This is a genomic window from Exiguobacterium sp. UBA5002 (assembly GCF_002396765.1).
Classification (GTDB): domain Bacteria; phylum Bacillota; class Bacilli; order Exiguobacteriales; family Exiguobacteriaceae; genus Exiguobacterium_A.
The window spans coordinates 30,307-56,609 of the sequence record NZ_DGYQ01000033.1; the positions used below are offsets into that span (position 1 = coordinate 30,307).

The 26,303-nt window shown below is 48.9% G+C and carries 29 protein-coding genes, 1 tRNA gene and 1 pseudogene; 27 read left to right on the forward strand and 4 right to left on the reverse strand.

Annotated features, from left to right (window positions below):
* Positions 1-175: 175 nt before the first annotated feature.
* A complete protein-coding gene (locus B4C70_RS09840) occupies positions 176-559 on the reverse strand; it encodes a hypothetical protein (protein ID WP_023469232.1) in 384 nt (127 codons plus the stop codon).
* Positions 560-685: 126 nt separating this feature from the next.
* Between B4C70_RS09840 and hprK the strand changes: the two genes are divergently transcribed.
* The 11 genes from hprK (at position 686) to B4C70_RS09895 (ending at position 9,847) form a co-directional block, all read left to right on the forward strand.
* Entirely contained in the window at positions 686-1,621 is a 936-nt protein-coding gene (gene hprK / locus B4C70_RS09845; RefSeq protein WP_035396292.1) for an HPr(Ser) kinase/phosphatase, read from the forward strand.
* On the forward strand, positions 1,621-2,454 hold the full coding sequence (gene lgt / locus B4C70_RS09850) for a prolipoprotein diacylglyceryl transferase (RefSeq protein WP_214807646.1): 834 nt from the start codon (positions 1,621-1,623) through the stop codon (positions 2,452-2,454). The genes hprK and lgt overlap by 1 nt, the downstream gene beginning before the upstream one ends.
* A 3-nt stretch (positions 2,455-2,457) precedes the next feature.
* Positions 2,458-3,114, forward strand: coding sequence for a pyrophosphatase PpaX (gene ppaX, locus B4C70_RS09855; protein WP_058264666.1), 657 nt, complete (start codon positions 2,458-2,460; stop codon positions 3,112-3,114).
* Positions 3,098-3,580, forward strand: coding sequence for an acyltransferase (locus B4C70_RS09860; protein ID WP_290778937.1), 483 nt, complete (start codon positions 3,098-3,100; stop codon positions 3,578-3,580). Before ppaX ends, B4C70_RS09860 begins: the two co-directional genes overlap by 17 nt.
* Positions 3,581-3,610: 30 nt before the next feature.
* Positions 3,611-3,991 (forward strand): sporulation phosphorelay system protein KapB, encoded by a 381-nt coding sequence (kapB, locus tag B4C70_RS09865; protein WP_023469227.1) that lies wholly within the window; start codon positions 3,611-3,613, stop codon positions 3,989-3,991.
* A 96-nt stretch (positions 3,992-4,087) separates the two neighbouring features.
* Entirely contained in the window at positions 4,088-5,572 is a 1,485-nt protein-coding gene (locus tag B4C70_RS09870) for a tetratricopeptide repeat protein (protein WP_290778940.1), read from the forward strand.
* Positions 5,573-5,633: 61 nt separating this feature from the next.
* Positions 5,634-6,596, forward strand: a complete 963-nt coding sequence (gene trxB, locus B4C70_RS09875) for a thioredoxin-disulfide reductase (RefSeq protein ID WP_023469225.1) — start codon at positions 5,634-5,636, stop codon at positions 6,594-6,596.
* Positions 6,597-6,707: 111 nt separating this feature from the next.
* Positions 6,708-7,577: an RNase adapter RapZ gene (gene rapZ / locus B4C70_RS09880; protein WP_055968920.1), complete on the forward strand. Its 870-nt coding sequence runs from the start codon at positions 6,708-6,710 to the stop codon at positions 7,575-7,577.
* Positions 7,577-8,575, forward strand: coding sequence for a gluconeogenesis factor YvcK family protein (locus B4C70_RS09885; RefSeq protein WP_023469223.1), 999 nt, complete (start codon positions 7,577-7,579; stop codon positions 8,573-8,575). The genes rapZ and B4C70_RS09885 overlap by 1 nt, the downstream gene beginning before the upstream one ends.
* Entirely contained in the window at positions 8,572-9,528 is a 957-nt protein-coding gene (whiA, locus tag B4C70_RS09890) for a DNA-binding protein WhiA (RefSeq protein WP_023469222.1), read from the forward strand. Before B4C70_RS09885 ends, whiA begins: the two co-directional genes overlap by 4 nt.
* 82 nt (positions 9,529-9,610) lie before the next feature.
* Entirely contained in the window at positions 9,611-9,847 is a 237-nt protein-coding gene (locus B4C70_RS09895) for a hypothetical protein (RefSeq protein WP_023469221.1), read from the forward strand.
* Positions 9,848-9,968: 121 nt separating this feature from the next.
* Here B4C70_RS09895 and clpP read toward each other — a convergent pair.
* Together clpP and B4C70_RS09905 are read right to left on the reverse strand one after the other, a co-directional pair.
* Positions 9,969-10,553 (reverse strand): annotated as a pseudogene (gene clpP, locus B4C70_RS09900) (ATP-dependent Clp endopeptidase proteolytic subunit ClpP); the annotation flags it as partial.
* Positions 10,554-10,735: 182 nt separating this feature from the next.
* Positions 10,736-10,811, reverse strand: a tRNA-Arg gene (locus B4C70_RS09905).
* 153 nt (positions 10,812-10,964) lie between these two features.
* On the opposite strand from B4C70_RS09905, the gene B4C70_RS09910 reads away from it, so the two are divergent.
* The 10 genes from B4C70_RS09910 (at position 10,965) to B4C70_RS09955 (ending at position 20,991) form a co-directional block, all read left to right on the forward strand.
* A complete protein-coding gene (locus B4C70_RS09910) occupies positions 10,965-12,107 on the forward strand; it encodes an RNA polymerase subunit sigma-54 (RefSeq protein WP_290778948.1) in 1,143 nt (380 codons plus the stop codon).
* A complete protein-coding gene (locus B4C70_RS09915; RefSeq protein WP_023469219.1) occupies positions 12,098-12,358 on the forward strand; it encodes a glutaredoxin family protein in 261 nt (86 codons plus the stop codon). Before B4C70_RS09910 ends, B4C70_RS09915 begins: the two co-directional genes overlap by 10 nt.
* Before the next feature lie 115 nt (positions 12,359-12,473).
* Positions 12,474-13,502: a sugar-binding transcriptional regulator gene (locus tag B4C70_RS09920; RefSeq protein ID WP_023469218.1), complete on the forward strand. Its 1,029-nt coding sequence runs from the start codon at positions 12,474-12,476 to the stop codon at positions 13,500-13,502.
* 53 nt (positions 13,503-13,555) lie between these two features.
* Complete coding sequence (gap, locus tag B4C70_RS09925; RefSeq protein WP_035409970.1) at positions 13,556-14,563, forward strand: type I glyceraldehyde-3-phosphate dehydrogenase; 1,008 nt, start codon at positions 13,556-13,558, stop codon at positions 14,561-14,563.
* A 121-nt stretch (positions 14,564-14,684) separates the two neighbouring features.
* Positions 14,685-15,869 (forward strand): phosphoglycerate kinase, encoded by a 1,185-nt coding sequence (locus B4C70_RS09930; RefSeq protein ID WP_290778951.1) that lies wholly within the window; start codon positions 14,685-14,687, stop codon positions 15,867-15,869.
* 27 nt (positions 15,870-15,896) lie between these two features.
* Positions 15,897-16,649: a triose-phosphate isomerase gene (tpiA, locus tag B4C70_RS09935; RefSeq protein WP_023469215.1), complete on the forward strand. Its 753-nt coding sequence runs from the start codon at positions 15,897-15,899 to the stop codon at positions 16,647-16,649.
* Positions 16,650-18,197, forward strand: a complete 1,548-nt coding sequence (gpmI, locus tag B4C70_RS09940) for a 2,3-bisphosphoglycerate-independent phosphoglycerate mutase (RefSeq protein ID WP_075642809.1) — start codon at positions 16,650-16,652, stop codon at positions 18,195-18,197.
* A 59-nt stretch (positions 18,198-18,256) separates the two neighbouring features.
* Positions 18,257-19,549, forward strand: coding sequence for a phosphopyruvate hydratase (gene eno / locus B4C70_RS09945; RefSeq protein WP_290778956.1), 1,293 nt, complete (start codon positions 18,257-18,259; stop codon positions 19,547-19,549).
* Positions 19,550-19,818: 269 nt separating this feature from the next.
* A complete protein-coding gene (locus B4C70_RS09950; RefSeq protein WP_290778959.1) occupies positions 19,819-20,730 on the forward strand; it encodes an acyl-ACP desaturase in 912 nt (303 codons plus the stop codon).
* Between the two features lie 12 nt (positions 20,731-20,742).
* Complete coding sequence (locus tag B4C70_RS09955; RefSeq protein ID WP_230088506.1) at positions 20,743-20,991, forward strand: hypothetical protein; 249 nt, start codon at positions 20,743-20,745, stop codon at positions 20,989-20,991.
* A 136-nt stretch (positions 20,992-21,127) separates the two neighbouring features.
* Here B4C70_RS09955 and B4C70_RS09960 read toward each other — a convergent pair whose 3' ends face one another.
* Positions 21,128-21,448 (reverse strand): hypothetical protein, encoded by a 321-nt coding sequence (locus B4C70_RS09960; protein ID WP_290778962.1) that lies wholly within the window; start codon positions 21,446-21,448, stop codon positions 21,128-21,130.
* 135 nt (positions 21,449-21,583) lie between these two features.
* On the opposite strand from B4C70_RS09960, the gene B4C70_RS09965 reads away from it, so the two are divergent.
* The 6 genes from B4C70_RS09965 (at position 21,584) to B4C70_RS09990 (ending at position 26,303) form a co-directional block, all read left to right on the forward strand.
* Positions 21,584-21,937 carry a hypothetical protein gene (locus B4C70_RS09965; protein WP_052019103.1) on the forward strand — a complete coding sequence of 118 codons (354 nt, stop codon included), beginning with the start codon at positions 21,584-21,586 and terminating at the stop codon, positions 21,935-21,937.
* 196 nt (positions 21,938-22,133) lie between these two features.
* Positions 22,134-22,373 (forward strand): hypothetical protein, encoded by a 240-nt coding sequence (locus tag B4C70_RS09970; protein ID WP_290778966.1) that lies wholly within the window; start codon positions 22,134-22,136, stop codon positions 22,371-22,373.
* A 197-nt stretch (positions 22,374-22,570) separates the two neighbouring features.
* Positions 22,571-23,551: a LacI family DNA-binding transcriptional regulator gene (locus tag B4C70_RS09975; protein ID WP_290778969.1), complete on the forward strand. Its 981-nt coding sequence runs from the start codon at positions 22,571-22,573 to the stop codon at positions 23,549-23,551.
* Positions 23,548-24,426 carry a ribokinase gene (rbsK, locus tag B4C70_RS09980; RefSeq protein ID WP_290778972.1) on the forward strand — a complete coding sequence of 293 codons (879 nt, stop codon included), beginning with the start codon at positions 23,548-23,550 and terminating at the stop codon, positions 24,424-24,426. The genes B4C70_RS09975 and rbsK overlap by 4 nt, the downstream gene beginning before the upstream one ends.
* Complete coding sequence (gene rbsD / locus B4C70_RS09985) at positions 24,423-24,812, forward strand: D-ribose pyranase (RefSeq protein ID WP_290778975.1); 390 nt, start codon at positions 24,423-24,425, stop codon at positions 24,810-24,812. Before rbsK ends, rbsD begins: the two co-directional genes overlap by 4 nt.
* 12 nt (positions 24,813-24,824) lie before the next feature.
* On the forward strand, positions 24,825-26,303 hold the full coding sequence (locus tag B4C70_RS09990; protein WP_290778978.1) for a sugar ABC transporter ATP-binding protein: 1,479 nt from the start codon (positions 24,825-24,827) through the stop codon (positions 26,301-26,303).

Below are 26,303 nucleotides of genomic sequence, written 5' to 3' on the forward strand. Positions count from 1 at the left end.
TCAGGCGAGACACAAGCCGCGGCTACGTCGTTCTAGGAACGAGTAGCCGGGTCTCGTTTGTCTCTGACAGCGCGGATGTCCGCGCTTTTTCCTGTAGGAGTCACGCGAGCGGGGCTTCGTCAGCTGCATAGACAAAAACACCCATCCTCACTGAAAAGGATGGGTGTAGCCTACATCAATAATCGTAATCCTGATCCATCATCGGCTCGTCGAAGTTCATGTTCTCGATATTGTTCATATCGTAACCGAACGAGAGTAAGGCAATGACACCGATGATTGCAAGAACGATCGAAACGAGAATCAGACCGATTCCGAGCCAACTCTTTCCGCGTGCGCGATTCCAATAGAAGATGATCGCGAGGACGTAGGAAATGAATGAACCACTGATGAAGATTCCGATGATCGAGATGATGAAGAATAAGAGGGCAGTTTGATCTTGGTTACGCGAATACGCTTTCCACATATCAATCAGTGAGATAATGAGATAGACGAAACCAGCAATCGCTAGAACCGCAAATAAGATAATGACTAAAATCAATCCGATACCACCGCCTGACATCACGGCAAAACCTCCTTCAAAATATTAACTCTTTATTCCATTCCCAAGAAATCATGCTTCTAATCCAATTCCATGAATCGAATAAAAATATGGTACAATACTTCAAGTGAAAGGGGCTGACGAAGCGTGCAACCAAAAGTGCGAACAGCTGAAATCGTAAAACAATTCAATCTCCACATCGTCACGGGAGAAGAGGGCTTACATCGTCCGATTCTGACGGCTGATTTGTGCCGACCTGGCCTTGTGCTTGCCGGTTATTATGCCTATTACCCGGCAGAACGTCTCCAGATTCTCGGAAAAACAGAATTGACGTTCTTCAATAATTTAACGTACGAGGAACAACGCGAACGAGCGAATGTCCTCTGTACGGATGAAACACCTGGTATCTTGATCACACGTGGATTTGAAGTACCGGAAGCGATCATCCAAGCCGCAGACGAGACGAACGTGCCACTGTTGACGACAAAAGGGCATACGACATCGGTCGAGTCACAGATCACGAACTTCCTCGAAGCGGAACTTGCGCCAACGACAGCGATGCATGGTGTCCTCGTCGATATCTATGGTGTCGGTGTCTTCATCAAAGGGGCAAGTGGTGTCGGTAAATCGGAAACGGCACTCGAACTCGTTAAGCGAGGTCACCGCCTAGTGGCAGATGACTCAGTTGAGATTCGTCAAACTGGTGACGGGATTCTCGTTGGGACAGCACCGAAGTTGATTCAACATCTGCTTGAGATTCGTGGAATCGGGATCATCGATGTGATGACGTTGTTCGGTGCAGGTGCGGTTCGCTCGCATAAGAAGATCAGCCTCGTCTGTAACCTCGAGATTTGGGATCAATCGAAAGTCTATGACCGCGTCGGTCTGGATCAAGAGACACTCCAAATCATCGATACGGAAATTCCGTTCCTGACGATTCCTGTTCGTCCCGGACGAAACCTTGCTGTCATCATCGAAGTCGCAGCGATGAACTATCGTCTGAAGAACATGGGCATCAACACAGCAGAAGAATTCGCGGGACGTCTCGCGCAAGCAATTGAAGATGGGAATGGTGGTCTTTGATGGGAACTTTAGCCTCTGTACAACCGACGTTTGACCGCGTGGCGATTGAACTCGGTCCTGTACCGATTTACTGGTACGGCATCGTCATCGCACTCGGTGCGGTCGTTGGTCTCCTGATTGCGATCTTCGAGTCGAAGCGGATCGGCTTCAACGAAGAGTACGCGGTCGATGTCGTCATCTGGTCGATTCCGATCAGTATCATCTGTGCCCGGATTTACTACGTCGCGTTCGAGTGGAACTACTATAGTCAACATCTTGACCAAATCATCAACATCCGCCAAGGTGGAATCGCGATTCACGGTGCGATCATCGGGGCGATTTTGACGGTCATCATCTATACGCGTAAGAAAAAGATCTCGTTCTGGCAAATCGCCGATATCTTGGCACCGTCGCTCTTGTTCGGACAAGCCGTCGGACGTTGGGGTAACTTCTTCAACCAAGAAGCACACGGTGGCGAGACGACATGGTCGTACTTACAAGATACGCTGCACTTACCGAACTGGATCGTTAATCAGATGTACATTGATGGAACATACTATTTACCGACGTTCCTCTATGAAAGCATCTGGAACATCATCGGTGTCATTCTGTTGATCGTCTGGCGGATGAAGTTCAATCCACGCCGTGGGTATGTCTTCCTCGGTTACCTCGTGTGGTACTCGATCGGACGCTACTATATCGAAGGACTCCGGACGGACAGTCTATTGATGGGAGATGGACTCCGGACGGCGCAAATCGTCTCAATCTGTTTGATCATCTTCGGTGTGATCATGATGGTCGTTCGCCGCAACGCCGTTCGTTACTTGGACGGTTCGAAAAAGGAGGCGAAGTAATCGATGATTCGCACGCTACTATTTGATTTAGATGGAACGTTGATCGACACGAATCCGTTGATCTTAAAAAGCTTCGAGCATACGCTCAGTTACTATTATCCGGATCGGACGTTCACGGAAGCGGAACTGCTTCCGTTCATCGGTCCGACGCTAGAAAAATCATTTTCAGCGATGAATGCGGAACAGTGGAAAGAGATGGTCGCTTTTTACCGTAGCTACAACATCGCGATGCATGACGCGCTCGTGCTCGAGTATCCAGGTGTGCTTGACGGATTACGTCGTCTGCATGAAGCAGGCTACAAGATGGCGGTCGTGACGTCGAAGAGTCGTCGTGTCGCCCTCCGCGGTATCGAGTTGTTCGGATTGACGTCACTCTTTGACGCGGTCATCGCAGCCGACGACGTAACGGAAGAAAAACCAGCCGTCGAGCCGTTCGAAAAAGCGATGCAGTTGCTTGGATCAACAGCAGACGAAACGATCATGGTCGGTGACAATGATACGGATATTCTTGGTGGCAAAAACGCGGGACTGAAGACGGTCGCGGTCGGTTGGGCGATCAAAGGTCGCGCGTACTTAGAAGCCCTCGAGCCGGACGTCATCATTGATTCGATGGATCATCTTGCGGCTTGGCTGGAGGAACAAAATGGCACGGCGAACTGATAGGTTTCAGGTCGGCACGACGAATCCACTCTGGCACATGTACCGTACGGTGTCGTTCTTTAAAGTGATGTGGTGCTTTACGATCATCGCGATCGGGCGGTTCGCTCCGTCGCTACGTTTTAAGAACGCACTCTACCGGACATGTCTTCGGATGAAGATCGGGGAGAAGACGGCACTTGCCTTGATGGTGATGCCAGACACGATGTTCCCGGAGCGGATCACGATTGGTGACAATACGATCATCGGCTTCAATACGACGATTCTCTGTCATGAATATTTGACGACGGAGTATCGTTTAGGTGACGTTGTCATCGGAAGTAATGTTTTGATCGGTGCGAACGTGACGATCCTACCGGGCGTAACGATCGGAGATGGTGCTGTCGTCGGTGCCGGATCGGTCGTTCACCGGGATATTGCGCCGAATGAGCGTGTCTCAAGTCAGCCGCTTCGCCGGCACGAAATGTGACAAAACTGTGAGAAGGAAGAAGGAAAAAAGATGACGCACATCCGCTTTACGTATAAGACAGGAAAGTATTTCGGAAGATTATTCGCCGAACGTCCACAAGGTCTCGTCGTTGAGGTATTGGCTGTTGAGAAACATCCCGTTCAAGGGGATCTTCACCAACCGAACCAAGTCGATGTCCCCCTCTTCCATATCCGGACCGCCTTGCATAAGCACGAAAAGATCACGGTTTCGCCCGCAGTCGTTTATGCATATGACGGAGAGATTCCCGATTATGCGACGAGCTTACGGCAGGCATATGACAAGGACGTGGCACGTCTTGAGGGATTGAATCCAGAGACGGATGCTTTTGTACGAAAATGCTTAGAGAATTACAAAGAACTGGAATCGATTTATGCGAAACGCTGGGGATGAACTCCGGCGTTTTTTTCTGTTGCATGCCTCCTAGAGATAGGGTATTCTTGTGTCTGCAACTACGAAACCAGTTTACTATTTATGGGGGCTTGAATCATGATGGAATTAACCAAATACAAAGCAGACCCCTTTGCGATAACAGCGCGCCAAGCGGAACTTTTTTATTTCCGCGGACGGAAGGCGCACCGGGAAGGGCGACTGGACGAAGCCGTCTATCATTTAGATGAGGCGACGACACTTCAGCCAGCGGACATCCGTTATTTGCTCCGTTATGCCCGTGTCTTATTCGAGACAGGAGAAATCAATCATGCGAATGATGTCTTGAAACAAGTACGCGCACTCGACGCATCAAATACGGAAGCACTCTTTTATTTAGCGAATAACTACGCACACGTCTCACTTTACGAAGAAGCGCGACAACATGCGATGGAATATTTAGAGCAAGCACCAAACGGCAAACACGCGGAGGCATCGGCCGCACTCGTGGAACTGATTGATCTCGAACAAGAGATGGAAGACGACGAAGAGGACGAATTGATTCGTTTGCACGGTCAGGCACAACGCCAGATCGATAAAGGGATGCTGTTCGCGGCACAGGAGACGTTGACGAGACTGATTGCCCAGTACCCGACGTTCTGGCCTGCCTACAACAACCTCGCGATCGTCGAGTTCTATTTAGGAGAGAACGATCAGGCATTCGCTTCCCTTGAACGGGTCCTTGAAGGGAATCCGGGGAATTTGCATGCCCTTTGTAACACGCTCGTCTTGTTACACGAGATGGGTCAGGACGAAGAGGCACACCGACTCTCTCGTCAACTCGAACACGTCCGTTCCGTGCACCTTGAGACACGTTATAAGGTCGCATCAACGCTTGCGATCATCGGACGATACGATATCGCCTATGAAGAGTTGAAGTTGCTCGAGCGTCGCGGTTACCGGGGAGATCCACTCTTTGGTCACTGGTTATCAATCTCTGCCTATAAAACAGGACACGTCGAAGAAGCAGCCGCTTTCTTGAAGTCGGACGAAGCACAAGCGTTAAAGGAAGAGACGGATACGTATGACATTCGGCACAACCTGCAGTTTCGCTCGGCACTCATCCAAGCGCTGAAGACAGAAGATGATGTCTCGCGCATCTTCACGGCACTGCTCCTTGGCAAACTGAACGATGCCGAGGCACGACTGGCGTTATCGATGATGCCAGAAGTGACAGACCGGGAAGACGTTCTCTTATTGACAGAACAGATTGTCATCGAGATGGAAGGTCGGACTGATGTCGTGGATGAACGCATTCACCGGGCATTGCAGACGATCCGTCTTGCGGAACGATTCGTTTCAGACGAAGAACGAATGAGTCTTGAAGGTGATTTTTACGAGCGCTTCGCACAACTCGTCTTAAGCGGTGAGTCATTCGATTCGATCGAAGCATCCGCTGCATCACTGCTTTATCTGTTCCATGATTTACGGGACGGGATGTTGATCGAAGAATGTGCATCGCTCGTCGATTGTTCGTTCGATCATGTCGCATCGATGATCCGGACACATGAACGGATGTTGGCACCGCTGCAAGCAAAGTGTTAGACGTTTAGGCGATTCTCACCTATACTCAAACTACAACGATTACGATAAATGGGGTGGAATCATGGCGGAAACAGAACAAAAAATTTATGACGTCATCATCATCGGGGCAGGTCCTGCTGGGATGACAGCCGCACTTTATGCATCACGTGCGAACCTTTCGACATTAATGATCGAACGCGGGATTCCGGGCGGTCAAATGGCGAACACAGAAGATATCGAGAACTACCCAGGATACGATAGCATCCTCGGACCCGATCTCTCGCAAAAAATGTTCGACCACTCGAAAGCATTCGGCGCAGAATATGCGTACGGAGACGTTCGAAGCATCGAAGACGGTAAAGCATACAAAACGATTCACGCACACAACAAAGATTACTACGCACGGGCGATCATCATCGCGTCTGGTGCACAATATAAGAAAATCGGCGTACCGGGTGAAGAAGAGCTCGGCGGTCGCGGTGTCTCGTACTGTGCTGTCTGTGATGGCGCGTTCTTTAAAGAAAAAGAACTCTTCGTCATCGGTGGAGGCGACTCTGCTGTTGAAGAAGGCGTCTACTTGACACGCTTCGCGAAAAAAGTCACGATCGTACACCGTCGTGACGAGCTCCGCGCTCAAAAGATTCTTCAAAAACGTGCGTTTGACAACCCGAAAATCGACTTCATCTGGAACCATACGGTTAAACAGATTAACGAACAAGACGGGAAAGTCGGCGGTATCGAGTTGATCAATACAAAAACAGCTGATGTGACGACGCATCCGATCGATGGTGTCTTCATCTACATCGGGATGAACCCGATTACAGGCTACGTCCAAGATCTTGGTATCTTGAACGACCAAGGCTACGTCGTGACAAACGAAGCGATGGAAACGAACATCAAAGGAATCTTTGCTGCTGGTGACGTTCGTGAAAAAACATTGCGTCAAGTCGTTACAGCGACAAACGATGGTTCGATTGCCGCGCAAAACGCGCAACACTTCATCGAAGCGTTACTTGAAGAATTACAAGAATCCTCACACGCGTAATAACGAACCAGTTTCATTGAAGGTACCTTCAGTGAGGCTGGCTCTTTTTTTATGATATACTGAGAAAGAAGCGAAAAATACACACGGAACTGTTGTCTGGAGGGCGAAAAGATGGAACAGAATCAACCGCAACTTGTGATCATTACGGGTATGAGTGGGGCTGGTAAGACAGTCGCAATGAACAGCTTTGAGGATTTAGGCTATTTCTGCGTTGACAATCTACCACCGACGTTATTGCCACAACTCATCGAAGTCATCGGACAAGTGCGTCCTAAAATCGCCGTTGCCATCGATACACGTGCACGTGATTTCATTGATAGTTTTTTTGTCGTTTATGAGGATTTGAAAAAGACGAACTTACAAACGCGGATGCTCTATCTCGATGCGCGTAACGATGTTCTCGTACGCCGTTACAAAGAATCGCGTCGTTCCCATCCGCTTGCACCGACTGACTCACCACTGATCGGAATTGAACGTGAGCGGACGTTGCTTGAAGGATTCCGTGATAAGGCGCAGATGTTGATCGATACGAGTGATATCAAACCGCTTGCCTTAAAAGAACGCCTCCTGAAGGAATTTACGACAGGGGAACGGATTCCGTTTACGGTCAACGTCATGTCGTTTGGCTTCAAACATGGCTTACCGCTTGATGCCGATCTCGTCTTTGACCTCCGGTTCTTACCGAATCCATTTTATATTCCTGAACTGCGTCCAAAGACAGGACTCGATGAGGAAGTCGCGTCCTACGTCATGCAGTGGCCGGAAGCGAAGTTGTTCTATAAAAAACTCGTTGATCTACTCGAGTTCTTGATTCCGCAATACGAGCGGGAAGGGAAGTCGCAACTCGTGATCGCTCTCGGTTGTACGGGCGGGAAGCATCGGTCGATCACGTTCGCGGAAGCCATCAGCAAGGAATTCGCGACGCAGTATCACATCGAGACGAATCACCGGGATTATGTGCATGCGAAGGAGGAGAAGTGATGAAATGGGAACGTAAAGTCGTCGCCATTGGTGGCGGGACAGGACTCTCAACGCTTCTTCGTGGACTGAAGCATTACCCGCTCGACATTACAGCGATCGTCACGGTCGCGGATGACGGCGGCAGTTCTGGTCGTCTGCGGACGGAGTTTAATATGTTGCCGCCTGGCGATATTCGCAATGTCATCGTCTCCTTGTCGAAATCGGAAACCTTGATGGACCGAATCATGCAGTACCGGTTTGAGACCGGCGAAGGATTGCATGGGCATTCGCTCGGCAACTTGATGCTGACGGCAGCGACACAACTCTGTAACGGTTCGTTCGTCGAAGCGATCGGTGTCATGGGACAACTGTTGAACGCGGAAGGAAAAGTCTATCCAGCAACGGAACGGACGATTACGTTATGTGCCGAATTTGAGGACGGGACGATCGTTAAAGGAGAGTCACTGATTCCAACGGTCGGTAAGAAGATTGAACGAATCTTCCTTGAGGAACAAGACGTTCGTCCAGTACCAGAAGCGATTCAAGCGATTCTTGATGCCGACGTGATTGTCCTTGGACCAGGAAGTCTCTATACGAGTATCATCCCGAACGTCTTGATTGATGAGATCCGCGAAGCAATCCAGCAATCACTGGCTCCAGTCGTCTATATTTGTAACGTCATGACACAACCAGGCGAGACGACGGCGTTCACTGCCAACGAGCATTTATCGACGCTTGAACGTTTCCTCGGTCAAGGGGTCGTCGATACGATCATCGTCAATAATGAGTCGATTGATGCCGGTTACTTGAAAAAGTATCAAAAGGATCATGCCGACATCGTCACCTATAATGAAAAACAATTCGAGCTCGCAGGCGTCGAAGTGCTGGCAGATGATATTGTCGACTACAATCATCATTTCATTCGCCATGACTCAGATGCGGTCGCTAGCCTCGTCATGCGAAAAGTACTATCGATTCGTCGGATGCGTCAACTCGAAGGGAAGGAGGAGCTGACATGAGCTTTGCCTCAGAAGTCAAAAAAGAATTAACGCAGATTCCGATCACCGATCACGAGATGAAGGCGGAACTCGCGGCGCTCGCCCGGATGAACGGTGCGATCTCGTTCGGTCTCGGACGGGGTCTGACACTCGATATCTCGACCGAGAATGCCTCGATTGCCCGTCGGATCTATTCGCTTTTGAAGAAAGCATATGGTGTCCATCTCGATCTGCTCGTGCGGAAAAAAATGCGTCTGAAAAAGAATAATGTCTATATCGTCCGTGTTAAGCAACAGGCGGACAAGATTTTGCAAGACCTCGGAATTTTAGGGGAAGGGTTCACGATGATTCGTTCGATCAGTGACACGATTTTAAACGATGAACGAAAAGCACGCGCGTATTTACGAGGAGCGTTCCTCGCCGGTGGTTCGCTCAACAATCCGGCGACGTCGTCGTATCACTTAGAGATCTTCAGCTTATATGAAGAACATAATGCGGCGCTCCGCGGTCTATCGAACGTCTTTGATTTAAACGCGAAGGCGATTGAACGAAAAAAAGGGCATATCCTTTATATCAAAGAGAGCGAAAAGATTTCCGATTTTCTCAAGCTCGTCGATGCGACACAATCGATGCTACGGTTCGAGGACGTACGGATCTTAAAAGACATGCGTAACTCGGTCAACCGTCTCGTCAACTGTGAGACAGCGAACCTCAACAAGACGGTCGGTGCGGCATTACGCCAAGTCGAGAACATCAAGTTCCTTGAGCGGACGGTCGGTCTTGACGTCTTACCGGATAAGCTGAAGGAGATCGCGATCTTGCGCGTGACACATCAAGACGTGACGTTACAAGAGCTCGGGGAGATGGTCGAAAGCGGCTCCATCTCAAAATCAGGAATCAATCACCGGTTGCGGAAGATTGATCAAATCGCTGAAAAAGTACGGAATGGAGAGTCGATGACAGGGGCCTTATAAGAGGGTCGCTTGCGAGATGAACCATAGTCTACTATAATATATAGTCGATGCAACTAAATGTTCGAATTAAGGAGTTTTTGAAATGGCTAACGAAAAGAAACGTATTTCGCTCACTGTAGACGCGAAGTTTGACGAAGTATTAACGAAAAAAGCAAAATCAATCGGTGTACCGAAAAGCACACTCGTTGCGTTCGCAACATCTTTATTCCTGAAACAATTACAAGCAGAAGAAGAGCTTTCGCCACATGCGAACGCGATCTACTCGCTGATTCGTGAAAACCACGACATCGTTTCAGATATCACAGACTTGATCGACTGATCATCGACCTCTCGTTCTACAAGGAACGGGAGGTTTTTTGTTGTATGCAGATGAATAGAGAAGAGTTCGCTTTCCTACAGATACAAAAAAAGTGCCTCCCGAAGGAGACACTCTGGGTGACTTATGCACGTTCCATGACGCGGTCGATGAGACCGTAATCAGCAGCAGCTTGTGCTGACATGAAGTTGTCACGCTCTGTATCGCGTTCGATGACTTCAAGTGGTTGTCCTGTGTTTTCAGCCATGATTTTGTTGAGGTGCTCACGCATTTTGATGATACGCTCCGCATGGATTTTAATATCTGATGCTTGACCTTGTGTACCACCGAGTGGTTGGTGGATCATGATTTCAGCGTTTGGTAACGCGAAACGTTTTCCTTTTGCACCTGCTTGAAGCAAAAATGCACCCATGGATGCTGCCATACCGATACAAATCGTTGAGACTTGTGGCTTGATGAAGTTCATTGTATCGTAAATCGCCATACCGGCAGTGATCGAACCACCTGGGCTGTTGATGTAAAGCGAGATTTCTTTATCTGGATCTTCTGCTGCTAAGAACAGAAGTTGGGCAACGACTGAGTTGGCGACGTTGTCGTCAATCGCGCTCCCGAGAAGAATGATGCGGTCTTTTAGCAAACGTGAGTAGATATCGTAAGCACGTTCCCCGCGGTTTGTTTGTTCGATGACTGTTGGAATTAACATAGTCTTTGCCTCCTTATAGTTGGTATGTAGCTTCCTATTCGACTTATCCTTATCATAATCCTTTGGTCAATATTGGTCAAAAGATACGATGCGACTTTTAGGTATTTTTCCATTACAAGGGCAAATGAAACATATCAATATAGAAAAAAGGCAACGCCATTGCTGGCATTGCCTTGTAGTTGAATAAATGGTACACCCGGAGAGATTCGAACTCCCGACACCTGGTACCGGAAACCAGTGCTCTATCCCCTGAGCTACGGGTGCATCTGATGTACTGAACAATTAATAGTATAGCGACATTTTTTCAGGAAAGCAATAGGGAAGCATGACTTTTCTTTTCCTTAGCGACTTAAAAGAGGCTCAGAGCACGTTTCTTAAAACGTTTCTTCTATAATAAGAAGTGAGGGAGGGGAATCGATGGATCAACGCCAGGAACAGACGCAACAGATGACGTTATCGGCGTCACAACAGTATCAATTACATGTGCTTGAGCAACCGGCGGCAGAACTCGAGGAGGAATGGCGACGGTTGAAACGACGGTTGCATCGTCATTACCCGAATCAGGTTTCGCTAGAGGTCGAACAGATGGCAGGACATTTGGCGTCCTATGAAGACGAGCTTCTTGCACAAATACGTTTAGAATCAGTCAGACAGGAAATAGGATATATGGCGGAACAACTCATCGTGTATTTAGAAGCGGACGGTTTATTACGGACGTCGGACGAGCAGCTCGCTGCATCCTTCTCGACCGATGTCGCAACGATTACAGAAGCACGGACACTCTTACAACAATGTGAACCGGTCGGCATCGCTGCCCGCTCGGAGCGCGAGTGCCAATGGTTACAGGCAATCGAGCTAGACGACACGGAATTGATCGGACTGACGGATCGGCTACGACATGAACCCGCGAGTCAGGTATTCGCTCAGTTCAGTGAACAGGATCGAGCGCGGTTGCGAAAACGATTGACGCGGCTGAGCCGGACACCGGATCTTCCTAAAGAAGAACGACCGGTCATGGCAGAAGCACGGATTCACCTGTTAGATGGGAAACTTCAGATCGACTGGATGACACTCGATACGGATCAGACGTGGCTCGAACTAAAAGAGGCAACGCCTTTTTTGCGCGCGTACGAACGACGCCGTGTCACGATGCATGCCATCCTCTCAGTTTTGCTTGAGCGACAAGAACGCTGGTTCAAAGGAGAACTGCATCTTGAGCCACTGACGAAAAAACAAGTCGCTGAGGCGACGGGGCATCATCCGTCAACGATTGGTCGAGCGATTGCTGCGAAGTACGTCGAGACGGTCCATGGTCTCGTTGCTTTAGAAGACTTGTTCGTCTCACGGACGACAACCGGAGATTCGAGTTTTTTGATTAAACGGCGAATCGCCGAATACATTCAACATAGCGATCGTCCGTTAAGTGATCAGCAATTGACGGATCGTCTGCAAGCAGACGGTCTGACAGTCGCAAGGCGGACGGTCGCGAAGTACCGGGCAGCGCTTGGTTTAACGAAAAAAACGATGCAGCAAAGGAAGGCGCAATCAGAATGGGATTAAAACGACACAGACACTTAACACTCTATTCACGTCCGGGATGTACGCTATGTGAAGAGGCCGCCATCTTACTCGACTTCGTACTCGATGAGTTTCCGGAATGGACGTTCGAGGAAGTCAACATTGATCAGGATGAAGCGCTCAGTCTACGGTTCTTATACGAGATTCCGGTCGTCATGCATGATGAGGAAATCTGGAGTTATGGCAAATTCGAGACGGAAACGATAAGAAACCGCTTACTTCAAAAAACTTGAGAAACGAGACTTGCAAGGCGAGAAATGGACTGTTATGATAACGGTGTACCAAGTGGGACACGTTATGACATGCGGGACAGAAAGCGTCCAGCTACTTGAGAGGAGAGGGAAATACATGATTCGGCAGTTAGTCCAGATCCAAAAACGAATCGTGCCTGATCTGATCGAAGAAATGCAGACACGCTACGACATCCTTCATTACGTACGACTGATGCAACCGATCGGACGACGTACGCTTGCGACAAGCCTTGGCTTGACGGAACGCGTCTTACGGCGGGAAGTCGACTTCTTGAAGCAGCAAGACCTCCTAGAGGTCGCGACGCAAGGGATGTCCTTGACGGATGAAGGACGAAACGTTCTTCGCAGCATGCACAGCATCATGGGAGAACTCGCAGGGATCTCAGACATGGCGAAAGCCTTGAAAGAGAGACTCGGAGTACGGGACGTCGTCATCGTACCGGGTGATTCCGATGAGACCTTCTGGGTACAACGAGACATGGGGCGGGCGACCGTCGCACGACTCAAACGAGAGCTTTCTTCAGACCATCACAATACGATCGCTGTCACAGGCGGTACGACGATGGCTTCCGTCGCGGCGATGATGTCGCCAGACAAGGAACACCGTCCGATGACGTTCGTTCCGGCACGCGGAGGACTGGGAGAAACGCTCGAATTACAAGCGAACACAGTATGCTCACGGATGGCATCACGCGCTCAAAGTGATTATCATCTGCTTCACATCCCGGACATGGTCAGTACAGAGACGTTCGTCAAGATGATTGAAGAGCCGAGCATAAAAAATGTGCTTCAAATGATTAAAGGTGCTTCAATCGTGGTACATGGAATTGGTGAGGCGAAAACGATGGCAAAACGTCGTCGCGCGTCTGAGGATCTCCTGACCCGACTGGAACATGAACAGGCAGTAGCGGAAGCATTCGGATATTACTTCGACCGAGACGGGAACATCGTGCACCGGGTCAAGACGGTTGGTCTCCAACTGGCTGACTTGAAGCAAGTCGAACACGTCATCGTCGTCGCAGGTGGTCATTCGAAGGCAGAAGCGATCAACGCCTATGTCAAACAGTCGCCAGACATCATCCTGATCACGGATGAAGGCGCAGCAGCTTCGATTTTGAAAGGGTAACCCCCTTTTGAATAATAGATAACTCGCTTTACATTAAAAGGAGGAAAATTATCATGGCAGTAAAAGTTGGTATTAACGGATTTGGACGTATCGGACGTTTGGCACTTCGTCAAATTCTTCAATTCGATGGAATCGAAGTAGTCGCGATCAACGACCTTACAGACACTAAAATGCTTGCACACCTTCTCAAATATGATACGACTCAAGGTCGTTTCGACGGCGAAGTTGAAGTACACGACGGTTACTTCCTCGTCAACGGTAAAGAAATCAAAACACTTGCTAACCGCAACCCAGAAGAACTCCCATGGGGCGAGCTCGGTGTTGACATCGTTCTCGAATGTACTGGTTTCTTCACAGACAAAGAAAAAGCTGAGCTTCACTTAAAAGCTGGCGCTAAAAAAGTCGTTATCTCTGCACCTGCAACTGGCGACATGAAAACAGTCGTCTTCAACACGAACCACGAAATCCTTGACGGAACTGAAACAGTTATCTCTGGTGCTTCTTGTACTACAAACTGTCTCGCGCCAATGGCTAAAGTTCTCCAAGATCAGTTCGGAATCGTTGAAGGTCTCATGACTACGATCCACGCTTACACTGGTGACCAAAACACACTCGACGCTCCACACCCTAAAGGTGACTTCCGTCGTGCACGTGCGGCAGCAGCTAACATCGTTCCAAACTCAACTGGTGCTGCAAAAGCAATCGGTCTCGTTCTTCCAGAACTTCAAGGTAAACTTGACGGATCTGCACAACGTGTACCAGTCGCTACAGGTTCACTCACTGAGCTCGTAACTGTACTCGACAAAAAAGTTTCTGTAGAAGAAATCAACGCAGCAATGAAAGCAGCTGCTAACGAGTCTTACGGTTACACTGAAGACGAAATCGTTTCTTCTGACATCGTTGGTATCTCTTACGGATCACTCTTCGATGCAACACAAACGAAAGTCATGACAGTCGGCGACAAACAACTCGTTAAAACAGTTGCTTGGTATGACAACGAAATGTCTTACACTAGCCAACTCGTTCGTACACTCAAACACTTCGCAGAAATCGCTAAGTAATTCGAGCAATTAAATAGCAATTGAATAAGAGCGGAAACGATATCAGTCTCCGCTCTTATTGCGGAAAAAAGCGGGAGGGGCATTCGCCCCTCACTATACGTAAGAGACGGAGGACGAATGTATGAATAAGAAATCGATTCGCGACATCGATGTACAAGGAAAACGCGTATTTACACGCGTGGATTTCAACGTACCGTTGGAAGACGGTAAAATCACGGATGACACACGGATCCGTGCTGCACTCCCAACGATCAAACACTTGATCGACGGCGGAGCAAAAGTCATTCTCGCTAGCCACATGGGTCGTCCAAAAGGCGAAAAGAACCCTGAGTTCTCACTTGCACCAGTCGTAGCACGCCTCAGCGAATTGCTTGGTAAAGACATCAAGCTCGTTGAAGAAGCATACGGTCCAGTTGCAGAAGAAGCAGTCAGCAAACTCGAAAACGGCGATGTCGTCGTCTTAGAGAACGTTCGCTTCTACCCTGGTGAAACGAAAAACGACGAAGAGCTCGCTAAAGGATTCGCGAAACTCGCTGACGTCTTCGTCAACGACGCGTTCGGCGCAGCACACCGTGCACACGCATCGACAGAAGGTATCGCACACCAAGTCGACACAGCAGTTGCCGGTCTTCTCATCGAAAAAGAACTTCAAGTTCTCGGTAAAGCTCTTTCTAACCCGGATCGCCCGTTCACGGCAATCATCGGTGGTTCGAAAGTAGCGGACAAAATCGGTGTCATCGATCACTTACTCGACATCGTCGATACGTTGATCATCGGTGGCGGCTTATCGTACACGTTCCTCACAGCTCGTGGTATCGAAGTCGGTACTTCACTTCTTGAGGTCGACAAAATCGACCAAGCGAAGGAATTCATGAAGAAAGCAGAAGAAAAAGGCGTTAAGTTCCTCATGCCAATCGACTGCGTCATCACGAAGGAATTCGGAGAAGAAACATATGTCGGACCACGTGACATCACAGAGATCCCAGCAGATCACATGTCACTTGATATCGGTCCAAAAACGGTTGAACTCTATGCAGAGGCAATCAAGAACTCGAAACTCGTCGTCTGGAACGGACCGATGGGCGTATTTGAACTCGATAAATACGCAAACGGTACAAAAGGTGTCGCGCAAGCTCTTGCGGACAGCGATGCGTACTCAATCATCGGCGGTGGCGACTCAGCTGCTGCGGCAGAGAAATTCGGTCTTGCTGACAAAATGAGCCACATCTCTACAGGTGGTGGAGCAAGTCTCGAATTCATGGAAGGGAAAGCTCTTCCTGGTGTCGAAGCGCTAAACGACAAGTAATCTAAGTTCACAAGGGAGTGTTTCTCAATGCGTAAACCAATTATCGCAGGTAACTGGAAGATGAATCTGACGCTCAAGGATGCAGTCGCATTCGTTGAGGAAGTCAAAGGAGCTGTACCTGCTTCGACGACAGTCGACGCAGCTGTGTGTGCGCCAGCAGTATTCTTGGCACACTTGACAGAAGCAGCAGCTGGTACGGATCTTAAGATCGGTGCTCAAAACATGTACGACAAAGAGAGCGGTGCGTTCACTGGTGAAATCAGCCCGCTCATGCTCAAAGAACTCGACGTGACATACGTCATCCTCGGTCACTCTGAGCGTCGTGAGTACTTCGGCGAAACAGACGCGTTCATCAACAGCAAAGCGAAAAAAGCGTTCGAGCACGGTCTCGTTCCAATCGTTTGTGTAGGTGAAACACTGGAAGAGCGTGAAGGCGGCAAGTTCGAAGACGTCATCCGCGAACAGACAGCAAACAGCCTCAAAGGTCTTACTGTCGACCAAGTGAAAAATCTCGTCGTCGCTTACGAGCCTGTCTGGGCAATCGGAACAGGTAAATCAGCGACAGAACAAGATGCACAAGATTCTTGTAAATTCGTCCGCGACGTCGTTGCAGCTGAATTCGGTGCTGAAGCAGCAGAAGCTGTCCGCATCCAATACGGTGGTAGCGTCAAACCGGAAAACATCAAAGAATATATGGCTCAACCAGACATCGACGGCGCGCTCGTCGGCGGTGCAAGTCTTGAGACAGGATCGTTCCTCAAACTGTTGGAGGCGATTTAAATGAAAAAACGTCCAGTCGCACTGATCATCCTTGATGGTTTTGGTATGCGTGACGAGGAGTTCGGAAATGCCGTTACGGCGGCAAACAAACCGAACTTCGACCGTTACTGGGGTCAATACCCGCATACGTTGTTGAATGCGAAAGGCGAATACGTCGGTTTGCCTGAAGGTCAAATGGGGAACTCAGAAGTGGGTCACCTGAACATCGGTGCAGGTCGCGTCGTCTATCAATCGCTATCCCGAATCAACAACGCGGTCAAGGATCGCTCGTTCTTCTCGCGTCAAGCGATGAACGATGCGGCAGGTCATGTGAAGAAGTACGGTTCAGCGCTTCATATCTTCGGTTTGGTCTCTGACGGTGGGATCCACAGTCACATCAACCACTTGTATGCCGTGCTCGAATTCGCGAAACTTCACGAAATCGAAAAAGTCTACCTCCATGCTTTCACGGACGGTCGTGACTGCGACCCACAATCGGGCGCTGGTTTCCTCCGTGACGCGCAAGCGAAGATGGATGAATTGAATGTTGGACAATTCGCGAGTATCTCTGGTCGCTACTATGCGATGGATCGCGATAACCGTTGGGAACGCGTCAAGAAAGTCTATGACGCCATCACGTTCGGTGAAGGTCCAACGACGAAGGATCCAATCGGCATGGTTGAAGCTTCGTACAAACAAGACGTAACGGATGAGTTCATCGAACCAACTGTTGTCGTGCAGGAAGACGGTACGCCAGTCGCACCGATCCACGATAACGATGCGATCGTGTTCTTCAACTATCGTCCTGACCGTGCGATTCAGCTTTCGAAAGTCTACAAAGAAAAAGGTGGCTTCGACGGATTCGAGCTTCCGGACAACGCACCGAAGAACCTGCTACTCGTCTCAATGACGAAGTACTCGGATGCGATTGATACGGACATCGTCTTCCCGCCTGAAGACATCAAGAACACGCTTGGTGAGACATTGTCAAAACAAGGTCTCAAACAGTTACGCATCGCGGAAACGGAAAAGTATCCGCACGTCACGTTCTTCTTCAACGGACAACGTGAAGAACCATACGAAGGGGAAGATCGGATCTTGATCCCTTCACCAAAAGTCGCGACATACGACTTGAAACCGGAGATGAGCGTCTATGAAGTCACAGATGCCCTCGTCGACGCAATCAACTCGGACAAACACGATGCGATCATCCTCAACTTCGCAAACCCGGATATGGTCGGTCACTCGGGTATGCTCGAGCCGACGAAAAAGGCGATCGAAGCTGTCGATGAGTGTCTTGGGAAAGTCGTTGACTTGATTCTCAGCAAAGGCGGCGCGGCAGTCATCACGGCTGACCACGGGAACGCGGATAAAGTCCTCAATGCGGACGGCAGTAAGATGACGGCGCATACGACAGAACCCGTTCCATGTATCGTGACGGTCGAGGACGTTGAACTCCTTGAACCACTCACAGGTGCACTCGCTGACCTCGCACCAACGGTCCTTGATCTCCTCGGAGCGGACCAGCCAGCAGAGATGACTGGTAAATCGATCGTATTGAAGAAATAATCCCGTCGATCGAAGTAGCTACACCACATATTTCTTACACACAAAAGGAGCGAATTTAAATGTCAATGATTACAGAGATTTACGCACGCGAGATTCTTGATTCACGCGGTAACCCAACAGTAGAAGTAGAAGTTTATACAGAAGATGGCGGTTTCGGTCGCGCGCTTGTACCATCAGGTGCATCAACTGGTGAGCACGAAGCAGTCGAACTCCGTGATGGCGACAAAGCACGTTACCTCGGAAAAGGTGTTTTGAAAGCTGTTGACAACGTCAACGAAAAAATCGCACCAGAAATCATCGGTTACGATGTCTTCGACCAAGCTGGAATCGACAAAAAGATGATCGATCTCGACGGTACGAAAAACAAAGGTAACTTCGGCGCTAACGCAATCCTTGGTGTTTCTATGGCTGCTGCACGTGCTGCTGCTGATGAGCTTGGTCTTCCACTTTACACATACCTCGGTGGATTCAACGCGAAAACATTACCAACACCAATGATGAACATCATCAACGGTGGATCACATGCAGACAACAACGTGGACTTCCAAGAGTTCATGATCATGCCTGTCGGTGCTCCAACATTCAAAGAAGCACTTCGTATGGGTGCTGAAATCTTTCACGCGTTGAAATCAGTTCTTAGCGGAATGGGTCTTAACACAGCAGTTGGTGACGAGGGTGGATTCGCTCCAAACTTGAAATCAAACGAAGAAGCAATCACAGTTATCCTTGAAGCAATCGAAAAAGCTGGCTACAAAGCAGGCGAAGATGTTTACCTTGCAATGGACGTCGCTTCTTCTGAGTTCTACGATAAAGCAGCTGGAAAATACAACCTCGCTGGCGAAGGCAAAGTCCTTTCAACAGAAGAGCTTGTTGAATTCTACGCACAACTCGTTGACAAATACCCAATCATCTCAATCGAAGATGGCTGTGACGAAAACGACTGGGATGGTCACAAACTTCTTACAGATCGTATCGGACACAAAGTCCAACTCGTTGGGGATGACTTGTTCGTAACGAACACTGAGAAACTTGCTGAAGGTATCGAAAAAGGCATCGCTAACTCGATTCTCATCAAAGTTAACCAAATCGGTACTTTGACTGAAACATTCGACGCAATCGAAATGGCTAAAAAAGCTGGTTACACAGCTGTCGTTTCTCACCGTTCTGGTGAAACTGAAGATTCAACGATCGCTGACATCGCTGTTGCGGCAAACGCTGGTCAAATCAAAACTGGTTCACTTTCACGTACAGACCGTATCGCGAAATACAACCAACTTCTCCGCATCGAAGACATGCTTTCAGACGTTGCTGTCTACGACGGAATCAAATCATTCTACAACCTCAAGAAGTAATTTCAGGTTGATCGTTTGAATAAGCTATAAGGAAAACCTCCTATTCGTGTGATACGTACACACGGATAGGAGGTTTTTTGTATATCAAGCAATGTCAAACCAAAAAGTCGCTTTTGTCATCAAAACTATACTGAACTGTCAAAAAATTGATTCATCCTAGTAGATGACTAAAATGTTATACTCATAAATAAGTGTAAATTAAATAGTTATAGGCATTAATTACATCTTGCTCGATGAAGATGACAAATACGTCTAAAGGAGATACGATCATGTTAAATTCAGATTTAGATATCCGTTTAGAACCACGCATTCAAGAGTTATATCGACTACACAAGGAGCGTTCAGCCAACATCGACTGGAGCTACCACGAGTTCATTCCGTGGGATAAGGCGATGTCGTTCAAACGCGTTCCTTGGGACGAAAGTCAAGTCACGCTTCCGGAAGGTGTCATCGTCGCAATCGAGACGGCATTACTGACAGAAGTCAACTTACCGTGGTACACGTCGCACTTAGACTATACATTCAAGAACTCGATGGAAGTCATCAATGACTTCGTCCGGACATGGACAGCAGAAGAAGATCAGCATTCGAACTTACTCGAGACGTATTTACTCGTCACGCGAAACGTCAATCCAACGCGACTTCATCAATTAAGAAGACGCGTCGTTGAAAACGGCTGGTTCCCGGACTTCACGAACCCGCTAGCAACGATGGCGTATACGTCACTGCAAGAGTTAGCGACACTCGTCTTCTATAACAACGTTGCGAAAATCGCAGGGGCACACGACAAAGACTTAGCAACGCTACTCCGTCGTCTAGCGAAGGACGAAGCGCTCCATTATGCGTTCTATCGTGACACGGTCAAAGCACACCTAGAGCTTGACCCGAACTTCATCGTCTTCTTCGAAGACGTCATCATCAACTTCTCGATGCCAGGTGCTATCATGCCGGACTTCACGGAACGCATGAAGACGATTGCTGTTGATACGAACTATGGACCCCTCCAATACTTCGACCAAGTATTAGATGTCGTCGTCAAGTATTGGGGCATCGCCGATTTGGAACCGACAACTGACGAAGCGAAACAATCTCAAGCGAACATCATGAAGTATCATGGACGTTTGAAGCGTATCAAGGAACGTCAGGAACGCCAAGCCGAAAAAGCGAAGATTGACGCGTAAGGGGGAATGAACATGAAGTGTGAAATCTGTGGAACTGAAACGAACAACCAAGTCAGTTACTTGGAACTCGATACATGGGAATTCAACTCATTGAACAAAGAAGCAAAAGATTTTTATCCGATCTGTTTTGATTGCTTCGACAAGCATACGAACCAGTTCATCGATCAGGAGATGGATCTCGAATTACGTAAAAAACGTTCGCAAATGGTCAACAAAGAAGTAGAAGCTGAAATCGAAGCGATTCTTGAGGTTGAGAATTAAGTCGTCTTTACCATACGTGAGTGGAAGTATGACCGGTAGTGCTTTGGCGCTATCGGTTTTTGCATAAAGATAGCGCGTTCTTTGATCACGTGATGACGTGAAGAAAGAACGCGCTATTTTCATCATAAGAGCAGAATCAATCTTCAATGAATGTAACGAGATAATGATGGGCAGAATGAAGCGGTGCACGGGTTACGAAAAAGTCCGAGAGATCGACATCGATTCCTAATTCGCGCAGTGTATCGGGATCCAAACATTCCTGAATCAAACGTTTGATGTCTTGTAACAGTTCATCGTGCAAATTCGCTTCTTTTGGAAAGGCACGTTTCGCGTCATCGCGCAACAATAGCACGATCGGTGGTAGATCTCGTAAGAGATCGACCTGAAGGGGTTGCTGATGACGTTCGAAATAATTATTCAAACAACTGACGACCTTCATCGAGTGTTCTTCTTTCATCCGATCCCAACTCTCTGTATGTGACTGTAACTCTCTAGCTATTCCCTAATTGAAGCGAGGATATGCAGGGAAACTGGAAATCTAGCATTACGAGGACGCTGTTCGGGGTAGAACTAGAAAGAAGGGGGAATCGACATGCTATTTCGGTTTTTGTTTTTAGGGCTTGATACGTCGATTGGTGACATCCCGTTGCGCCTCATCTATTTTACGGAACTCATACTATTCATCGGTTTGTATCAAATCACGAGCCGATTTTCACGTCAGAGTCTGATTTTGGGAACGGCACTCGGAATTGGTGGACTGATTGCCATCTTACCCGGTGCGCTCTATATCATCCGTTATAATCCGGAGGATGCCGTCATTGATGTCACGTTCCTGTTGATTTATTTGTTTGAGCCGCTGGCAATCGTTGCATTCGTTGTTGCTTTGATCCGTCGCCTGTATACAGAGAAGAAAAGTAAAAAGAAGCGAAGTAGAGATGTTCATTGATTTCCGTCCTAAGCTGATAATTCTTAAACCGTGAGGTGATGTAACACTGCCTCATGGTTTATTTGCGTCCGCATCAAAATGCTTTCTTTCGATAATGTAAGGAAGGATTTCTGGAAGAATATTCTATAATGGAGAACGAACGAAATCAGATCTTAGTTGGTTTCGTAAGATCTTAGTGATTATAGGAGTGACTTTCATGCATAAAATATTATTCGGATTGTCCGTTTTAAACAGTGTCTACATTATGAATAACTTTTTTACATATTCCGATAGTTTTCTCAATGCACCACTTGGTATCACGACAGTCATTGCTGTGACATTGATGTTTCTAAACGATAGTGTCAAAAAAGATAAACCATCGTTATACACAAAAGCGACGGATGGGTTAGGATTCATTAATATTCTGATTGGTCTCTCGCTGATTGTCTTTATTTAAGGATGATTCAGAACGTTCAAGTGTATGATTATACGGAATGATCGTAAGTCTGATGCGGTGTCAGGCTTCTTTTTTATAGTCCAATCCGAGGACTCGAAAAAAATAAAATATATTTTAGATAAAAAAGATTGATGTGTAACCGGTTACACAATATGATGATCCTTGTAAGCGTTATCAAAAGAAAGAGGTGGCGAAACATGTCGACCATCCGGGAAGTAGCGAAAGCGGCACATGTCTCCGTCGCGACGGTCTCACGCGTCATGAACGAAAAGGGTTATGTCAGTGAGAAATCGCGTAAGGCGGTGCTTCAGGCAATCAAACAATTGGATTATCGACCGAACCGGGTCGCGCGATCGTTATTCCAAAAACGGTCCGGACTGATCGGATTGATCGTTCCAGACATCACGAACCCGTTCTTCCCACAACTCGCACGAGCTGTGGAAGATATGGCACATCAACATGGTTTTCAGGTCATTTTGTGTAACACAGACGAACAGTTTCAGAAAGAACGCGAATATATCAAGTCACTCGAGGCGATGCATGTCGACGGATTGATCATCACGACGAACTACTCAAACAATCCGAACTATGAAGAACTTGAAGTGCCGGTCGTAGCGTTAGACCGAGTGTTACAAGGAGCGATTCCGACGGTGACGTCAAACGGATACGAAGGCGGGAAAAAGGCAGCCTCGTTCTTACTTGCTTCTGGTGCGACGGAACTCGCTGTCATCAGCGGTCCTTCGAAACTCCCGACGATCAAGAAGCGACGAGACGGCTTTGAGGAAGTCGCCGGAACGCATCTGGTCGCAAGCATCGAGTCACCGTTCCATTTTCAAGGAGCGCTTGATGCAGCGAACTATCTCTTTGATCACTATTATTGCAACGGGATCTTTGCCGCGAGTGATGTCATTGCCGCAGCTACGGTACAAGTCGCCGCGGAACGCGGGATCACGATTCCGGACGAGCTACAAGTGATCGGCTATGACGGCATCGAACTCGGTCAAATGATTTCACCACCGTTGACGACGATTGCGCAGCCGATTTATCAAATGGGAGAGCTGGCCGCAAAACTCCTGATTCAGCGGATTGAAGGCACACCGATTGCCGCCGTCCATCATGAGTTGACGGTTGAGATCATCGAACGGGAAACGACGAAACGGAAGGATGAGAAAGAATGAAACAAATCAGTGTCATCGGCAGTATCTCGATGGATCTCGTCGTCGAAAGTAAACGCCGTCCAGGCGCAGGCGAAACGGTCATCGGGGATGCCTTTCATACCGTACCGGGCGGAAAGGGTGCGAACCAAGCGGTGGCGGTCGCGCGTCTCGGCAGTACCGTCGAAATGATCGGTTGCGTCGGCGGTGACGCAAACGGTGAAGCGATCCGCGAAAACTTCAAGACGCAAGGAGTGCAGACGACACACTTACAAACGATTGAAGGTGAACGGACAGGAACGGCACATATCACGCTTGCTGAAGGCGACAACTCGATCGTCGTCGTTCAGTCTGCCAATCAACATGTGCAGTTTGCAGATAACGCCCTCACAGAGATTCTCGCAGCCAGTGAAATCATCTTACTCCAGCTTGAGATTCCAATCGAAACGGTCGAGACCGTTGCTCGCGAAGCACATGCAACCAGCATTCCAGTCGTCTTGAATCCAGCACCGGCGATGTCACTCAGTCCGGAATTGATTGAACACGTCACGTACTTAACGCCAAACGAACATGAATGCGGTTTGATCTTCGGACAAGACCAGCCAATCGAACATTGGTTGATGGAATATCCGAATAAATTAATCGTAACGGAAGGTAGTCTCGGGGCACGCTTCTACGACGGAGAGGCAATCGTGACGATTCCCGCGATCGAAACGACCGTCGTCGATACGACAGGAGCAGGGGATACGTTCAACGGTGCCTTAGCCGTCGCGTTAACGGAAGGACAACCGCTCGTTGAGGCAATTCGTTTCGCGAACCGGGCAGCCGGCTTATCGATTCGTGCGCTTGGCGCACAAGGCGGCATGCCGACACGGGAACAGATGGAGGGAGACGCATGAAGAAGCATGGTATCTTAAACAGTCATATCAGCAAAGTCCTGACTGATCTCGGTCATACCGATACGATCGTCATCGCCGATTGTGGCCTACCGATTCCAGACGGGGTCGCCCGAATCGATTTAGCACTGGAACTCGGCACACCATCATTTCTCGACGTCGTCCGTATCGTCGCCGGTGACATGGCGATTGAACAGCTGACACTGGCAACAGAGATCAAGGAAGCGAATCCGGACGTCCTCGAGCAACTCGAAGCTATGCAGATCGAGACGACGTTCGTCACGCATGAAGAGTTCAAGAAACAGACACAGCAGGCGAAGGCCATCATCCGGACCGGAGAAGCGACACCGTACGCAAATGTCATCTTCCATTCCGGCGTAATCTTTTAAGGAGGTCATGCGATGCGTATCGAGATGACAGGTATCAAAAAAGCATTCGGTCCTGTTCCCGTCCTCAAAGGTGTCGACTTCGAACTCGCTGCGGGTGAGATCCACGCCTTGATGGGAGAGAACGGTGCCGGGAAATCGACGCTGATGAAGATTTTGACCGGTGTCCATAAAGCGGACGCAGGTACGATCCGCGTCGATGGACAGGACGTCGAATATAAGAATCCGAAACTTGCCGAAGAAGCGGGGATCGCCTTCATCCACCAGGAACTGAACATCCTCCCGGATTTGACGGTGACGGAGAACTTGTTCCTCGGACGGGAGTTGAAGTCACGCTTCGGGATTCTCAAGCAAGGCGAGATGAAGCGGCAGGCAGAACGTGAACTCGCGGAATTGAACGTCTTCATGGACGTCGATCAACTCGCTCGGACGTTATCGGTCGGTCAGCAACAGATGATCGAGATCGCAAAAGCTTTAATGACGGACGCGAAGGTCATCATCATGGATGAACCGACAGCCGCACTAACGGAGCGGGAAATTCGTGCCTTGTTTAGCGTCGCGACGGCACTGCGCAACCAAGGTGTCTCGATCGTTTATATCTCACACCGAATGGAGGAAATCTTTGAGCTTTGTGACCGGATCACCGTCTTACGAGACGGGATCTCCGTCTCGACGCACGCGATTCCCGAGACATCGTTCGAACAGATCGTCCGAGAGATGGTTGGTCGTGAGATGGGCGAACGGTATCCGGATCGTGACGTGTCAATCGGTGCAACTGTCCTTGAGGTCAAACAGGCGAGCGGGAAACGATTCGACGATGTCTCGTTCTCCGTCAAGGCGGGTGAAATCATCGGCTTCTCGGGTTTGATGGGTGCTGGGCGGACGGAAGTCATGCGGGGATTGTTCGGGGTCGATCGCCTGAAAGACGGGACGATCGAACTGAACGGACAGTCGCTGAAAATCAAGACACCGTATGATGCGATCCGTCAGGGCATCGGCTTTTTGACCGAAGACCGCAAAGGCGAAGGCTTGTTCCTCGACTTTTCACTGCGTGAGAACATCTCGCTGCCGACGATTCGTTCGTTATCCCGCTCCGGTGTCATCAAGGATCAGGCAGAGCGTGATTTCGCAGAAGGATACTTGAAGTCGCTTTCGGTCCGCCACAGCTCGATGGACCAGCCGGCGAAGTCACTGTCCGGTGGGAACCAACAGAAGGTAGTCCTCGCGAAGTGGCTTGGGACACAACCGAAAGTCTTGATCCTTGACGAACCGACACGTGGTGTCGACGTCGGGGCGAAGAAAGAGATTTACCTCATCATGAACAAACTCGCTGCGGCGGGTGTCGCGATCATCATGGTCAGCTCGGACCTCCCGGAGATTCTCGGGATGAGCGACCGGGTCTATGTCATGCGCGAAGGCAAGATGAGCGGCATGTTGACACGACAGGAAGCGACGCAAGAAAGCATCATGACACTTGCGACAGGAGGACAATGA